This is a genomic window from Blastococcus sp. TF02-8, assembly GCF_003319175.1.
Lineage (GTDB): Bacteria > Actinomycetota > Actinomycetes > Mycobacteriales > Geodermatophilaceae > Blastococcus.
This window is the reverse complement of record NZ_QOHK01000005.1, coordinates 320,354-333,997: the sequence shown is the minus strand read 5'-3', so window position 1 is coordinate 333,997 and position 13,644 is coordinate 320,354. Positions and strand designations below refer to the sequence as shown.

At 72.6% G+C, this 13,644-nt stretch carries 17 protein-coding genes; 8 read left to right on the top strand and 9 right to left on the bottom strand.

The window, feature by feature from the left end:
- Positions 1-35: 35 nt before the first annotated feature.
- From DQ237_RS12775 to DQ237_RS12765, 3 genes are read left to right on the top strand one after another with little or no spacing between them, the layout of a single operon-like run.
- Positions 36-857, top strand: a complete 822-nt coding sequence (locus tag DQ237_RS12775; RefSeq protein WP_113800495.1) for a formate/nitrite transporter family protein — start codon at positions 36-38, stop codon at positions 855-857.
- Between the two features lie 48 nt (positions 858-905).
- The gene (locus DQ237_RS12770; protein ID WP_113800557.1) at positions 906-1,808 is read left to right on the top strand and encodes an ABC transporter ATP-binding protein; all 903 of its coding nucleotides are present in this window, start codon (positions 906-908) and stop codon (positions 1,806-1,808) included.
- 8 nt (positions 1,809-1,816) lie between these two features.
- A complete protein-coding gene (locus tag DQ237_RS12765) occupies positions 1,817-2,554 on the top strand; it encodes a hypothetical protein (protein ID WP_147251803.1) in 738 nt (245 codons plus the stop codon).
- Here DQ237_RS12765 and DQ237_RS12760 read toward each other — a convergent pair.
- Positions 2,551-3,096: a DUF1990 family protein gene (locus DQ237_RS12760; protein ID WP_113800493.1), complete on the bottom strand. Its 546-nt coding sequence runs from the start codon at positions 3,094-3,096 to the stop codon at positions 2,551-2,553. The two genes, DQ237_RS12765 and DQ237_RS12760, sit on opposite strands and share 4 nt — an antisense overlap.
- Positions 3,097-4,104 (bottom strand): glutathione S-transferase family protein, encoded by a 1,008-nt coding sequence (locus tag DQ237_RS12755; protein ID WP_113800492.1) that lies wholly within the window; start codon positions 4,102-4,104, stop codon positions 3,097-3,099.
- A 56-nt stretch (positions 4,105-4,160) separates the two neighbouring features.
- Between DQ237_RS12755 and DQ237_RS12750 the strand changes: the two genes are divergently transcribed.
- Entirely contained in the window at positions 4,161-5,018 is an 858-nt protein-coding gene (locus DQ237_RS12750) for a HipA family kinase (RefSeq protein WP_113800491.1), read from the top strand.
- On the top strand, positions 5,015-5,404 hold the full coding sequence (locus tag DQ237_RS19945; RefSeq protein WP_113800490.1) for a DUF3037 domain-containing protein: 390 nt from the start codon (positions 5,015-5,017) through the stop codon (positions 5,402-5,404). Before DQ237_RS12750 ends, DQ237_RS19945 begins: the two co-directional genes overlap by 4 nt.
- Before the next feature lie 3 nt (positions 5,405-5,407).
- Here DQ237_RS19945 and DQ237_RS12740 read toward each other — a convergent pair whose 3' ends face one another.
- From DQ237_RS12740 to DQ237_RS12715, 6 genes are all read right to left on the bottom strand, one after another.
- Positions 5,408-5,698 (bottom strand): 4a-hydroxytetrahydrobiopterin dehydratase, encoded by a 291-nt coding sequence (locus DQ237_RS12740; RefSeq protein ID WP_113800489.1) that lies wholly within the window; start codon positions 5,696-5,698, stop codon positions 5,408-5,410.
- 2 nt (positions 5,699-5,700) lie between these two features.
- Positions 5,701-6,411, bottom strand: coding sequence for a phosphoadenylyl-sulfate reductase (locus DQ237_RS12735; protein WP_113800488.1), 711 nt, complete (start codon positions 6,409-6,411; stop codon positions 5,701-5,703).
- Positions 6,408-6,572 (bottom strand): hypothetical protein, encoded by a 165-nt coding sequence (locus tag DQ237_RS12730; RefSeq protein ID WP_205730202.1) that lies wholly within the window; start codon positions 6,570-6,572, stop codon positions 6,408-6,410. Before DQ237_RS12730 ends, DQ237_RS12735 begins: the two co-directional genes overlap by 4 nt.
- A 10-nt stretch (positions 6,573-6,582) precedes the next feature.
- Positions 6,583-8,256, bottom strand: a complete 1,674-nt coding sequence (locus tag DQ237_RS12725; RefSeq protein ID WP_113800487.1) for a nitrite/sulfite reductase — start codon at positions 8,254-8,256, stop codon at positions 6,583-6,585.
- Positions 8,257-8,497: 241 nt separating this feature from the next.
- The gene (gene cysC, locus DQ237_RS12720; protein WP_113800486.1) at positions 8,498-9,028 is read right to left on the bottom strand and encodes an adenylyl-sulfate kinase; all 531 of its coding nucleotides are present in this window, start codon (positions 9,026-9,028) and stop codon (positions 8,498-8,500) included.
- A 49-nt stretch (positions 9,029-9,077) separates the two neighbouring features.
- Entirely contained in the window at positions 9,078-9,551 is a 474-nt protein-coding gene (locus DQ237_RS12715) for an Rrf2 family transcriptional regulator (RefSeq protein ID WP_113800485.1), read from the bottom strand.
- A 35-nt stretch (positions 9,552-9,586) separates the two neighbouring features.
- On the opposite strand from DQ237_RS12715, the gene DQ237_RS12710 reads away from it, so the two are divergent.
- Positions 9,587-10,345: a (deoxy)nucleoside triphosphate pyrophosphohydrolase gene (locus DQ237_RS12710; RefSeq protein WP_113800555.1), complete on the top strand. Its 759-nt coding sequence runs from the start codon at positions 9,587-9,589 to the stop codon at positions 10,343-10,345.
- 100 nt (positions 10,346-10,445) lie between these two features.
- Positions 10,446-11,330: an endonuclease domain-containing protein gene (locus DQ237_RS12705; RefSeq protein WP_113800484.1), complete on the top strand. Its 885-nt coding sequence runs from the start codon at positions 10,446-10,448 to the stop codon at positions 11,328-11,330.
- 113 nt (positions 11,331-11,443) lie between these two features.
- Here DQ237_RS12705 and DQ237_RS12700 read toward each other — a convergent pair whose 3' ends face one another.
- The gene (locus tag DQ237_RS12700) at positions 11,444-11,614 is read right to left on the bottom strand and encodes a CsbD family protein (RefSeq protein WP_113800483.1); all 171 of its coding nucleotides are present in this window, start codon (positions 11,612-11,614) and stop codon (positions 11,444-11,446) included.
- Positions 11,615-11,980: 366 nt separating this feature from the next.
- On the opposite strand from DQ237_RS12700, the gene DQ237_RS12695 reads away from it, so the two are divergent.
- Complete coding sequence (locus DQ237_RS12695; RefSeq protein WP_240619602.1) at positions 11,981-13,600, top strand: ABC transporter substrate-binding protein; 1,620 nt, start codon at positions 11,981-11,983, stop codon at positions 13,598-13,600.
- Positions 13,601-13,644 lie beyond the last annotated feature (44 nt).

The window sequence follows — 13,644 nt, the reverse complement described above, 5'->3', positions numbered from 1 at the left end:
GTGTGCCCGTCCCGGTCCGGGGTAGGTCGGCACCCATGGCCGCGGAGCGCGCACGCGAGGAACTGGGCACCACCGACGCCCCCGCCGAGGACGAGGTGGCGCAGGCGTTCGACCGGATCGTCGACCAGGGGGCGCAGCGGCTGCACCGCACCTGGCGGGAGGTGCTGACCACCGGCCTGGCCGGAGGTCTGGAGGTGGGCGTCGGCGTCGCGGCGCTGCTGGCCGTGTACGCCGAGACCGGCAGCCACCTGCTGGCGGGTCTGGCGTTCGGCGTCGGCTTCATCGCCCTGCTGCTGGCGCGCAGCGAGCTGTTCACCGAGGGCTTCCTGGTTCCGGTGACCGCCGTCGTCGCCAAGCGGGCGGGACCGGGCCAGCTGGCGAAGCTGTGGGCGGGCACCCTCGTGGCCAACCTCGTCGGCGGCTGGCTGGTGATGTGGGTCGTCGTCCACGCGCTCCCGGAGCTCGGAGCGGGCGCGGTGGAGTCCGCCACCACGTTCCTCGACGCCCCGCTGGACCTGCGCGCGATCTGCCTGGCCCTCTTCGCCGGCAGCTCCATCACGCTCATGACCCGGATGCAGCAGGGGGCGGAGAGCGAGGGCGGGAAGATCGTCGCCGCCCTCGCGGGGGCCTTCGTGCTCGCCGGCCTGGTGCTGTTCCACTCGATCCTGGACTCGCTGATCATCTTCGCCGGCATCCACGCGGGCGGGCCGTTCGGCTACGGCGACTGGCTCGCCTGGTTCTGGTACACGACGTTGCTCAACATGGCCGGGGGGCTGCTGGTCGTGACCCTGCTGCGGCTGGTGCGCAGCAAGGAGCTCCTCGAGCGGGAGCGCGAGGCGGTCGACGCCAGCAGGTAGGCGCGCGCCTCCGGTACCTGCGGGGAGCGGTTGGCCATGCTGGCGCGCGTGATCGAGCTGCGCGGGCTGACGAAGCGGTACCGCTCGCGCGTCGCCGTCGACTCCCTGACCGTCACCGTCGAGCCCGGCCGGGTCACCGGCTTCCTGGGCCCCAACGGGTCGGGCAAGACGACGACGATGCGTTGCATCCTCGGTCTGAGCCGCCCGACCGCGGGGACGGCGACGGTGCTCGGCCGTCCCTACCGCGAGCTGGACCGGCCGATGCGGCACGTGGGCGCGCTGCTGGACCCCCGTGCCCGGCATCCCGGGCGCACCGCCCACGCGCACCTGCTGGCGCTGGCGCAGAGCAACGCGCTGCCACGCGACCGGGTCGAGGAGGTCATCGAGCTGGTCGGGCTGGGGTCGGTGGCCCACGAGCGGGTGCGTGGCTTCTCCCTCGGCATGGGGCAGCGGCTCGGCATCGCCGCGGCGCTGCTCGGCGACCCCGACGTCCTGCTGCTCGACGAGCCGGTCAACGGGCTGGATCCCGAGGGCATCCGGTGGGTGCGCGAGCTGCTGCGGTCGCTGGCCGACGAGGGCCGGACGGTGCTGGTCTCCAGCCACCTGATGAGCGAGATGGAGGACACCGCCGACCACCTGGTGGTGCTGGGCCGCGGCCGGCTGCTGGCAGACCGGCCGATGGCCGACCTGCTGGGCGCGCACGCCGCCGTCCGGGTCCGGAGCCCCCAGGCGCCGGTGCTCGCCTCGGCCCTGCAGCGCTCCGGCGCCCGCGTGGAGCTGGAGATCGACGGTGCCCTGCGGGTCGAGGGCCTGGACTGCGCGCAGGTCGGCGACGTCGCGTTCCTGGCCGGGGTGCGGGTGCACGAGCTGGGCCGGATCACCGCCTCCCTGGAGGCGGCCTACCTCGAGCTGACCGGGGACGACGTCGAGTACCGGGCGGCCGCGCTGTGAGCCGGGGGGTGCCCTTCCGCTCGGTGGTGGTCAGCGAGTGGACCAAGCTGCGGTCGGTGCGCTCCACCTGGTGGTGCACCGTCGGCTACCTGGCGCTGGTCGCGACCACCGGGTGGTTCGGGGCGGCGATCACGCAGTCCGCCCCGCGCCCCGACATCGCGGTCAGCTCGGCGCTCACCGGGTTCGGGCTGGGGCAGGTCCTCGTCGTGGTGCTCGGGGTCCTCGCCGTCACCAGCGAGTTCGGCACCGGCATGGTGCTGGCCTCGCTGACCGCGGTTCCGGGGCGGGCGCGGCTGCTGCTCGCCAAGAGCGTCGTCGTCGGCGCCTGGTGCGCGCTGCTCTCGGCGGTGCTGGCCGTCTTCTGCTGGTTCGCGGCCAGCCGGCTCACCGCGGTCGAGGGCGGCATCCCGCTCACCGACCCGGGCGTGCTGCGGCAGCTGGGTCTCCAGGTGGCCTGCGCGACGCTCACCGGGGTGCTCGCGCTCGGCCTCGGCACGGTGCTGCGCTCCTCGGCCGGCGCGATGGGCGCGGCGCTCGGCGTGATGCTGCTGCTTCCGCCGGTCCTGGCCATCCTGGCCTCGGACCAGGCCGAGTGGGTCGCGCGGGCGCTGCCGGCGTTCCGGGTGGGGGACGAAGCGTTCTTCGCCGTGCAGACCTCCTGGCAGCACGCGCTGGTCGTCCTCGGCGCCTGGGTGGCGGTCTCGTGGACGGTCGGCGCGGCGCTGCTGGCCCGGCGGGACGTCTAACCGGCGGTGGCCCGCCGGATCGCCGACACGTAGCGGGCGGTCGACGCGCGCTGCAGCAGCAGGCTCACCGGCCCGGCCAGCCTCGCGGCGGGGGAGGCCAGCCGGAAGAAGACCCGGATCGTGTAGACGACGTCCCCGTCCTCGGTCAGCCGCACGGTGAACCGCTCCTCGCCGCTCTCCGGATGGCCGGGCAGCGTCCCGTAGGAGAAGCCGCGCTCGTCGCCCTCGGTGCTCGACCACACCACCCGGCAGGGGATGTCGTACCCGAACCGGGGGAGGCCGGCGGTCAGCACGACGACCGTGCCCGGGGTGCTCGCCGGACCGGTCGCGCGGATCCGCAGACCCACGGCGCGCTGTGCCCGCCAGTCGAACACCGCGGCGGCCGCCCGCTCCAGCGCCCCCGTGCCGGAGCCGACGACGGCGCAGTGCTCGGCGAGGTGGTAGCCGGTCGGGAGCAGGTCGTCACCGGTACCCCCGACCTCGGGGTAGGTGAACGGCACACCGGTCAGGTCGGCGGGGTCCAGGGCCCGGAGCAGTCCCATCTACAGCTGCTGCGCGATGACCTCGCCGGCCGGCGCCGGCCCGGGAGGAGTGCCGTCGCCGAACGGCCGGCCCCCGAGCGCCTCGCGCCCGTGCGGCGTCGTCAGCCCGGAGAGGTCAGGCCCCAGCGGCACGATCTGCGTCGGGTTGATGTTGGCGTGCACCGCGTAGTAGTGGCGCTTGATGTGGTCGAGGTCGACGGTGTCGCCGAAGCCCGGCGTCTGGAACAGGTCGCGCAGGTAGGCCCAGAGCACCGGCATCTCGGTGATCTTGTTCCGGTTGCACTTGAAGTGGCCGTGGTAGACGGCGTCGAACCGGATGAGCGTCGTGAACAGCCGGATGTCGGCCTCGGTGATCGTTTCGCCGGCGACGAACCGCTGCCCGCCCAGCCGCTCCTCGAGCCAGTCGAGGCAGGCGAACACACGGGTGTAGGCGTCCTCGTAGGCCTCCTGGGTGGTGGCGAAGCCGGCCTCGTAGACCGCCGCGTTGAGGTCGCGGTAGATCCGCGCGTTCAGCTCGTCGATCTCGCCGCGGAGCGCCTCGGGGTAGAGGTCCGGGGCGCCCTCGCGGGCGAAGGCGCGCCACTCGGTGGCCAGGTCCAGCGTCACCTGGAAGACGTCGTTGGTGACGACGGCGCCGGTGGGCACGTCCACGATCGCCGGGACGCTGATCCCGCCGTCGTAGGTCGGGTCGGCCTTGGCGTAGGCGTCGGCCAGGAACGCGATGCCCAGGACCGGGTCGACGTCGCCCGGGTCGAGGGTGAAGCGCCAGCTCCGGTCGTCCTGGATCGGATCGGCGACCGCCACGCTGATGACGTCCTCCAGCCCCATCAGCCGGCGGGTGACCAGCGTGCGGCTGGCCCAGGGGCACGCCCGGCTGACCACGATGCGATACCGGCCCGGCTCGGCCGGCCAGCCGTCCCGGCCGTCGGCGGTGATCCGGTCGGTGAAGCGGAAGGGCTGCCGCTCGTAGCGGCCGTCGTCGGTCGTCGGGGGTGCACTGTTCGCCACGGCACCAGTGTCTCCGGGTTCTCCCGGCCGCGCCCACCGGTAGGTTGGCCAGCACTGTGCTGCCCGCCGTCACCGCCACCCGCTACGTCACCCCGCTGCGCGAGGGTGGGTCGCTGCCTGGCCTCATGGAGGCCGACGACCTCGGCACCTACGTGGTCAAGTGGCGGGCCGCCGGCCAGGGTGTGCGGGTGCTCGTGGCCGAGGTGGTGTGCGGCGAGCTGGCCCGCGCGCTCGACCTCCCCGTGCCGGCGCTGGCCACGGTCGCCGTCGCACCCGAGCTCGCGGTGGGGGAGCCCGACTACGAGGTGCAGGAGCTGCTGCAGCGCTCCGCCGGTCGCAACCTCGGGCTGGACTACCTGCCCGGGGCGCTGGACTTCGAGGCCGGCGCCGACGGGGTCGACCCCGTGCTCGCCGGTCGGGTCCTGTGGTTCGACGCCCTGGTCGGCAACGTCGACCGCTCGTGGCGCAATCCGAACATGCTCTTCTGGCACGGGCGGCTGCACCTGATCGACCACGGCGCCGCGCTGACCTTCCACCACCACTGGCCCGGCGCCGAGGCGGCCGTGACCCGGCCCTACGACGCGTCGACGCACGCGCTGGTCGAGTGCGCACCCGACGTGCCGGCCGCCGACGCCGCGCTGGCGCACCGGGTGACGCGGCCGGTGCTCGAGGGCGTGCTGGAGCAGGTGCCCGACGAGTGGCTCGAGGGCGATTCGCCCGAGGAGCCGGCCCACGCCGTCCGCGAGCGGTACGTGGGGCAGCTGCTGGCCCGGCTGGCCGCCCGGGACGCCTGGCTGCCCGGGCTGGTTGCCGCCGCAGCCGCCGGTGGGGCCGGCCGGCGCCGCCCGCGGGTGGGGGAGAACCGCCCCGGCTGGTTGGGGCCGCCGCCGCCCGAGGGGATGACCCAGCGATGAGGGACACCTTCGAGTACGCGGTGCTGCGGGTGGTGCCGCGCATCGAGCGCGGTGAGTCGCTGAACGCCGGCGTCCTCGTGTACTGCCGCCAGCGCGACTACCTGGGCTCCCGGCTGCACCTGGACCCCGAACGGCTCCGCGTCCTCGACCCCACCGCCGACGCGGCGGCGATCGGCCGTGCACTGCAGGCGGCCGCCGACGTGTGCTCGGCAGACCCGGGCGCCGGTGCGGCGGGCCGCGAGGCGCTCGGCTCGCGGTTCCGCTGGCTGACCGCCCCGCGCAGCACGGTCATCCAGCCCGGCCCGGTGCACACCGGCCTGACCGAGGACCCGGAGGCCGAGGCCGATCGGCTGCTGCGCCTGCTGGTCCTGCCGGTCGAGGGCTGAGGATCAGGGCAGCAGCGCGTCGATGCGGCGGGCCAGTTCCAGGTCCAGCTCGCTCACCCCGCCCGCGGAGTGGCTGACCAGCGTGAAGTGCAGCGTCCGCCAGCGCAGGTCGACGTCGGGGTGGTGGTCCATCTCCTCGGCGACGTCGGCGACGGCGACGATCGCGGCCACGGCGTCCCGGAAGCTCGCCAGCTGCACCGACCGCCGGATGCCGTCGCCGTCCCCCGACCAGAGCGGGAGGCCGTGCATCGCGGCGGCGAGCTCGTCGGGGGAGAGGCGCGGGGGGCGAGGCATGGCTACAGGTGGATGCCGCACTCGATCTTGTTCTTGCCGGCCCAGCGACCGGCGCGCGGGTCCTCGCCCGGGGCCACCGGACGGGTGCAGGGCGCGCAGCCGATCGAGCCGTAGCCGATCTCGAACAGCGGGTTCACCGGGATCTGGTGCTCGGCGATGTAGGCGTCGACGACGTCCTGGGTCCAGGCCGCCATCGGGTTGACCTTCACCATGCCGCGCTTGGCATCCCAGTCGACCAGCTTCGTGCCGGCGCGGGTGGGCGACTCGTCGCGCCGCACGCCGGAGCCCCACGCGGTGAACCCGGCCAGCGCCTGGGCCAGCGGCTTCACCTTGCGGAGCTCGCAGCACAGGTCGGGGTCGCGGTCGTGCAGCTTCGGCCCGAAGGAGAGGTCCTGCTCGCCGACGGTCTGCGGCGGGGTCACGTTGTGCAGCGTGATCGGCAGGACGCTGCTGATCCAGTCGCGCGTGCCGATGGTCTCGGCGAAGTGGTAGCCGGTGTCGAGGAAGACGACGTTGACGCCCGGGACGACCCGGCTGGCCAGGTGCGACAGCAGCCCGTCGGCCATGGACGACGTGATCGCGAAGGAGGTCCCGAAGGTCTCACCCGCCCAGCGCAGGACCGCGAGCGCCTGCTCGACCGGATCGGCGATGCCCTCGAACCGGGCGTCGGCCTCGGCGGCCAGCTCCGGCGTCGGTGAGATGGCTGTGGTCATCGCTGCACCCCCGTCGCGATCAGGCGGACCGAGAAGGCCCGCAGGCAGGCACCGCAGCGCCAACCTCCGTCGTCGTGCGGCGTCAGGTCCTCGTCACTGCAGTACGGGCAGTGGAACACCGGCAGCTGCCGGGTCCTTCCCGACGTCGGCTCCTCGGTCACGGCAGCACCGTCACAGCAACCAGGCCTCCTCGGCGCGGGAGACGTAGTGCGCGAAGGACTCCCCGGGCGTCCGCCGCTCCAGAAAACCGCGGAGCACCCGCTCGCAGTAGTCGGCGGTCTCCGCCTTGGTCACCTTGTGGCCGCGGAACTTGCGGCCGAACGTGGCCTCGACCCCCAGGTGGCCGCCCAGGTGGACCTGGAAGCCCTCGACCATCTCGCCGTTCTCGTCCTTCACCATCGAGCCCTTGAACCCGATGTCGGCGGTCTGGAAGCGGGCGCAGCTGTTCGGGCAGCCGTTGACGTTGATCCCGATCGGGGTGTCGAAGTCCGGCAGCCGCTTCTCCAGCTCCGCGTAGAGGTCCTGCGCGTGCTGCTTGGTCTCGACGATCGCGAGCTTGCAGAACTCCAGGCCGGTGCAGGCCATGGTGCCGCGCCGGAAGGCGCTCGGGCGGACCTGCAGGTCGTGCTCGGCCAGCGCGTCGACGAGGGCTTCGACCTTCTCGTCCGGCACGTCGAGGATGACCAGCTTCTGCTGCGTCGTCGTCCGGATGCGGCCCTGGCCGTACTCGTCGGCCAGGTCCGCGATCGTGGTCAGCAGCGTGCCGCTGATCCGGCCGGTGCGCAGCGCGAAACCGACGGCGTTGAGGCCGTCCTTCTGCCGGCTGACCCCGACGTGGTCGCGCTGGTCGTGCTTGGCCGGTGCGGGGGCCGGACCGTCGGGGAGCTTCGCCTGCAGGTACTCGTCCTCCAGCACCTGGCGGAACTTCTCCGGCCCCCAGTCGGCCATCAGGAACTTGATGCGCGCGCGGTTGCGCTGCCGGCGGTAGCCGTAGTCGCGGAAGATCGAGGTGCAGGCGGCCCACACGTCGGTCACCTGGTCGGGGCGGACGAAGACGCCGATCCGCTGGGCGAACATCGGGTTGGTGGAGAGCCCGCCACCGACCCAGAGGTCGTAGCCGGCCTCGCCGGCCTCGTTCCTCACGCCGACGAAGGAGACGTCGTCGATCTCGGGCTCGGTGCAGTGGTCCACGCACCCGGACATGGAGGTCTTCCACTTGCGCGGCAGGTTGCTGAACTCGGGGCTGCCGATGTACTTCTCGACCGTCTGGGCCAGCACGTCGGTGGCGTCGACGACCTCGTCCTCGAGGATGCCGGCCAGCGGGCAGCCGAGCATGACGCGGGGGACGTCGCCGCAGGCCTCCATGGTGGACAGGCCCACCGACTCCAGGCGCCGCCAGATCTCGGGCACGTCCTCGATGCGGATCCAGTGGTACTGCACGTTCTGCCGGTCGGTGACGTCGGCGACGTCGCGACCGAACTCGGTGCTGATGCCGCCGATGACCCGCAGCGCGTCGCTGGTCAGCTGCCCGCCGTCGATGCGGGCACGCATCATGAAGTACGAGTCCTCGAGCTCCTCCGGCTCCAGGACGGCGGTCTTGCCGCCGGGGATGCCCTGCGCCCGCTGGGTGTAGAGGCCCATCCAGCGCATGCGGCCGCGGAGGTCGCCCGGGTCGATCGAGTCGAAGCCGGCCTTCGAGTAGATGTCGAGGATCCGCTGCCGGACCTCGAGCCCGTCGGAGTCCTTCTTCATCCGCTCGTTGGGGTTGAGCGGCTCGCGGTAGCCCAGCGCCCACTGACCCTGGCCACGCTGGGGCCGGTTGCTGGTGCGGGTGGGGGTGCTCACGTGGCGTACTTCTTCCTGCGCTCCTCGACGTCCGGCAGCGGGCCGGGGGCCGGGGCGCTGCTGGATCGGGACGCAGCCGGAGGAGCTGCGCGGAGGAGCCGGGTCAGCGCGCGGCGCGACAGGCGGCGCTGGAGACCAGCGCCAGATCGATGTGCAGACGCGCGACGAGGAGCGCGCCACGGTCGGTCATGCGTCGATCCTCCCACACGTCGGCCGACCGGCGGTGGGGACGACCGGGTTCCTAGGCCATCTCGGCGCGGATGCGGGCGACCGCCTCGGTCAGCGGGGTGACCGACGTGTCGATGACCAGCTCGGCGCGGGCCGGCGGCTCGTAGGGGTCGCTGACGCCGGTGAAGCCCGGGATCTCGCCCGCGCGCGCCTTGGCGTAGAGGCCCTTGACGTCGCGGTCCTCGCACACCTCCAGCGGGGTGGAGAGGTGCACGAGCAGGAACCGCCCGTTCTTCTCGACCAGTCGGCGGGCCTCCTCGCGGGCGGCCTCGTACGGGGCGATCGCGGCGACGACGACGGTCCCGCCGTGCTTGACCACCTCGCCGGCCACCCACCCGATGCGCCGGATGTTGAGGTCCCGGTGCTCCTTGGAGAAGTCCAGCTCGCTGGACAGGTGGGTCCGGACGACGTCGCCGTCGAGCACCGTGACCGGCCGCCCCTCCGCCTCCAGCTGCGCCACCAGCGCGTCGGCGATCGTGGACTTGCCCGCGCCCGAGAGGCCGGTCAGGAAGACGGTGACACCGGGGCGCTGCTGGTCGGACATGGCTGCCAGTGTCGCCGAACGGACGCGCGGACCGGGGCGAGGGGGGCGGTCAGTCCCGGTCCGGGTCGCTGAAGGACTGCCACGCGTTGTCGATGGCGACGAGCTCGGCGGCGTGCGCGGGGAGTCGGCCGGCCACCACGTCGGCGACGGTCACGCCCTCGAGGACCCGGCGGTAGGCCTCGCGCGCGGCCACCCAGACGGCGGCCAGCTCGGTGGCGACGCCGGGGTAGCTGACCTCCTCCGGGCGCTGACCGTGCACCTCGGCGAGGAAGCCCTGCTCGACCCGCATGACGCGGGCGATGGAGATCTCCGACGCGGGCAGGGCCAGTCGGTACCCGCCGTCGCGACCGCGCTGGCTGGTGACCAGCCGTGCGTGCTGCAGGTCGGTGAGGATGGCCTGCAGGAACCGGGACGGGATGTCCTGCGCCGCGGCGATCTTGTCGCAGGTGAGCGCAGCGGGTGCTGCCGCGGCGAGCTCGAGGACTGCTCGGACGGCGTAGTCGACCCTGGCGTTGATGCGCACACCGCCATCTTGCCGTGGTCTGCGACAGTGCCTGCGTGTCCCAGCTGCGTTTCACCACCTTGGTGGAGGCACCGCTCACCGTCACCTACGACGTCGCCCGCGTCCTCGGGCGCCCCTGGCCCTTCCGGCTGGAGGAGGTCCGGTCGGTGCGTCCGGAGTGCGACGAGTTCTCCGCACGGGTCGGGCGCGAGGGTCGGGTGACCCACTCCCGCCGGTTCTCCGCGACCGCCGCCGGGACGCTGGTGGAGGAGCGGGTCGACTGGACTGCCGGGCAGCGGGGCGGCCTCGTCGGCCGGGCGCTCCTGCGTCGTCGGATCACCCGCGCCGTGCGGGCGTACCTCGACGCGCTCGCCGCCGGTGCTGCGCGGCGGGCGGAGGACGTGGTCCAGGTCGTGGGGGCTGCGATCGTCGACGGGAACCAGGTGCTGGTCGCGCGCCGCGCCGGGGGCACCTACGACGGGTGCTGGGAGTTCCCCGGCGGCAAGGTGGAGCGCGGCGAGCGGGAGCTGGACGCCCTGGTCCGCGAGTGCGAGGAGGAGCTGGGCGTCACCGTCGTCCCGGAGTCGTTCCTCGGGGAGGTCGTGCTCGACGGCGCGGTCGGCGGAGGCCCACCGGGAGCCTCGACGATGCGGGTGTGGGCGGCGCGGCTCGCCGGTGGCGCGCCCGTGGCCCACGAGCACTCGGAGCTGCGCTGGGTCGGCGTCCGGGAGCTGGACGGGCTCGACTGGATCCCGGCCGACCGCCCGCTCCTCCCCGCCGTCCAGGCCCTTCTCGTCCCCCCTCCGGGCGTTTAGTGCACTTTCCGCCCGGGCGTTTCGTGCACTGATCGCCCTCCGAGGTGGGGGCTGTGGACGGCGGCAGCGCCCAACCGCCGGTTCGGGCCACCATCCGCGGATGCTCCTGCGCAGTTCCGGTCTCTCGGGCGTCTTCATCGGCGCGCATGCTCTCTCCGAGGGCGCCCTCACGCCGAAACAGCTGCGGAACGGCCCGTACGTCCGAATCCTCCAGGGCGTCTACGCGGACGTCGGGCAGCCGCGTGACCACCTGCTGCGCTGTCGTGCCGCTGCGCTGGTGATGCCGGAGGGCGCTGCGCTGGCCGGCCGTTCCGCTGCGGCGGTCCTGGGCGCGCCGGCTCCCGGGTACGGCGAACCGGTCACGGTCGTGGTGCCGGACGGTGTGCAGTGGCGAGGGCCGGCCGGAGTGCGCGCGCGTCGAGCAGCCCTCCCGGTGGCCGACGTCGAATCGGACGAGTTCGGGCTCCGGTTCACCGGGGCGCTGAGGACGGCGTGGGACGTGGCCGCCCTGGAGACGACCGCCACGGCCGTGGGCGTGCTCGACGCGATGGTGCGCGGTGGAACTGTCCGGGCGGGAGACCTCGGCCGGTTGCTGCGCGACGGCGTGGGGCGCTGGGGCGTGGCCCGGGTCCGGCGGGTCTTCGAGCTGGTGGACGGGCGTGCCGAGTCACCGCCCGAGTCGTGGGTCCGGGTGGCCTGTGCGCTGGGAGGGCTGCCCGCGCCCGTGCCGCAGCACGAGATCGTCGTCGACGGCGAGTTCCTCGCCCGGGTCGACCTGGCGTGGCCGGACCGGAGGGTGCTGGTCGAGTACGAGGGCGAGCACCACTTCGACGGGGTGCAGATCGTGCGGGACGACGCCCGTCTCGCCCGGCTGGTCGCGGCGGGCTGGCAGGTGATCCGGCTGAGCGCGGCGGACCTCCGGGACCTCGACGCCGTCGTCCGGAGGATCGCGGCGGTCCTCGCCGACGCCCCGAGCGGCAGATAGTGCACGAAACGCCCGGGCAGAAAGTGCACAAAACGCCCCGGGGGAAGGTGCGAGACGCCGCGGGGGCCGGGACTCCGTCGTGGAGTCCCGGCCCCCGCCGGTCGGTGGTCGGACTACTTGAAGATGTCCTTGACCTTCTCGCCGGCCTGCTTCAGGTTGCCCGCCGCCTGGTCCTTCTCGCCCTCGGCCTGCAGGTCACGGTTGTCGGTGGCGTCACCCACGGCCTCCTTGCCCTTGCCGGACAGTTCCTGGGCCTTGTTCGTCAGCTTGTCCATGCCGCTCATCGCGCTGCCTCCGTCGGGTCGTCGGTCGTGTCGTTGCCCGATACCCCGGGAGGACGCCGCCGACACCCCGTGATCAGGAGGCGGTGGAAGGTCTCCGGCGCATCTGCCACGGTCGCGGGAAGGACCGCCGTGAGGGCGCGCACCTGACGTCGATGTTGCGGTCGGCTCGTCGATCGTGAGCCCAGGTCACAAGTCGGTGACGGCCGTGGACACCTTCTCCGGGCGGTGCCTAGGGTCCACCCGTCGCAGTCCGGACCCCGGCGTCCGGCTGCGTTGGCTCGTGACCAGTCAGTCGTCCATCGGCCGTCAGGCCGTGGTCGGACCTGTCCGTTCCCCCCGCCACGCGGGTCGAGGGAGGCATTGCACGTGAACTTGAGGAAGCGCAGGGGTGCGCTCGTCGCGGCCGGCATCGCCGCCGCGATGGTGCTGTCCGCATGTGGTGGCAGCGACGACAACGGCGGGGAGGGCGGCGGCGGCAAGAGCGGCGGCACCTTCTCTGCCTACATCAGTGAGCCGAAGAGCCCGCTCGTCCCCGGCAACACCACCGAGAGCGAGGGCGCGAAGGTCATCGCCGCCCTGTGGACCGGTCTGGTCGGCTACTCGGAGGACGGTGAGGTCGAGTACTCCGGCGTCGCCGACTCGATCGAGTCCGAGGACAACCAGAACTGGACGATCAAGCTCAAGGACGGCTGGACGTTCCACGACGGGACCCCGGTCGACGCCGAGTCCTTCGTCAACGCGTGGAACTACACCGCCAACCCGCAGAACGCGCAGGACGGTGGCTCGTACCTCTCCCGCATCGCCGGGTACGACGAGCTCGAGGCCGGCACCGCTACCGAGCTGAGCGGCCTCAAGGTCGAGGACGACCAGACCTTCACGGTCGAGCTCAAGGCTCCCTTCGCGCTGTTCCCGGCCGTCGTGGGCTACGACGCCTTCAACCCGCTGCCGAAGGCCTTCTTCGACGACCCGGAGGGCTTCGGCACCAAGCCGATCGGCAACGGCCCGTTCCAGGCCGACGGCGAGTTCGTCCCCGGCCAGGGCATCAAGGTGAAGCGGTTCGAGGACTACGCCGGCGAGGACAAGGCCAAGGCCGACGGCATCGACTTCGTCGTCTACGCCGACCAGGCCACCGCCTACACCGACGCCCAGGACGGCAACGTCGACATCGTCGACGTCATCCCGCCCGACGTCATCGAGTCGGCCAAGGACGAGTTCGGCGACGGCTTCATCAACACCGAGGTCTCGCAGATCACCTACCTCGGCTTCCCGACCTACGACGCCCGCTTCCAGGACCCGCGGGTCCGTCAGGCCATCTCCATGGCCATCGACCGGGACGCCATCTCCAAGGCGATCTTCTCGGGCACCCGCACCGCGGCCGACTCGTTCGTGTCGCCGGCGGTCGACGGCTACCGCGAGGGTTCCTGCGCCTACTGCGAGCTGGACGTCGACAAGGCCAACGCCCTCCTCGACGAGGCCGGTTTCGACCGGAGCAAGCCGGTCGAGCTGTGGTTCAACGCCGGCGCCGGTCACGACGCGTGGCTCGAGGCCGTGGGCAACCAGCTGCGTCAGAACCTCGACGTCGACTTCCAGCTGAAGGGCGACCTCGACTTCTCGCAGTACCTGCCGCTGGGCGAGAACAAGGGCTTCACCGGCCCGTTCCGCTACGGCTGGAGCTTCGACTACCCGGCCGCGGAGAGCTACCTGACCCCGCTCTTCACGCCGCAGTCGTTCCCTCCCACGGGTTCGAACTACTCGTTCTACTCGAACGAGAAGGTCGTCGACCTGATCGCCGAGGGTGACAAGGCCGAGTCCGAGGACGAGGCGATCAAGGCGTACCAGCAGGCCGAGGACCTCATCGCCGAGGACATGCCGATGGCCCCGCTGTTCTTCACCCAGATCCAGACCGTTGCCACCGACCACGTGAGCAACGTCCGGATCGACCTCTTCCAGCGTCCCGTCTGGTCCGAGGTCACCGTCAACGACTGACGGTCGCGCACCACAGCACGACCCGCCGGGGGCACCCTCCAAGG

What these genes read in the sequence shown, in the direction of transcription:
- DQ237_RS12760 (WP_113800493.1), bottom strand. Translation starts at nt 3,096, where the DNA reads ATGGGACTGCTCCGGGCCCTGGACCCCGCCGACCTGACCGGTGTGCCG.
- cysC (WP_113800486.1), bottom strand. Translation starts at nt 9,028, where the DNA reads ATGTCCGACCAGCAGCGCCCCGGTGTCACCGTCTTCCTGACCGGCCTC.
- DQ237_RS12775 (WP_113800495.1), top strand. Translation starts at nt 36, where the DNA reads ATGGCCGCGGAGCGCGCACGCGAGGAACTGGGCACCACCGACGCCCCC.
- DQ237_RS12740 (WP_113800489.1), bottom strand. Translation starts at nt 5,698, where the DNA reads ATGCCTCGCCCCCCGCGCCTCTCCCCCGACGAGCTCGCCGCCGCGATG.
- DQ237_RS12735 (WP_113800488.1), bottom strand. Translation starts at nt 6,411, where the DNA reads ATGACCACAGCCATCTCACCGACGCCGGAGCTGGCCGCCGAGGCCGAC.
- DQ237_RS12705 (WP_113800484.1), top strand. Translation starts at nt 10,446, where the DNA reads ATGCTCCTGCGCAGTTCCGGTCTCTCGGGCGTCTTCATCGGCGCGCAT.
- DQ237_RS12700 (WP_113800483.1), bottom strand. Translation starts at nt 11,614, where the DNA reads ATGAGCGGCATGGACAAGCTGACGAACAAGGCCCAGGAACTGTCCGGC.
- DQ237_RS19945 (WP_113800490.1), top strand. Translation starts at nt 5,015, where the DNA reads ATGAGGGACACCTTCGAGTACGCGGTGCTGCGGGTGGTGCCGCGCATC.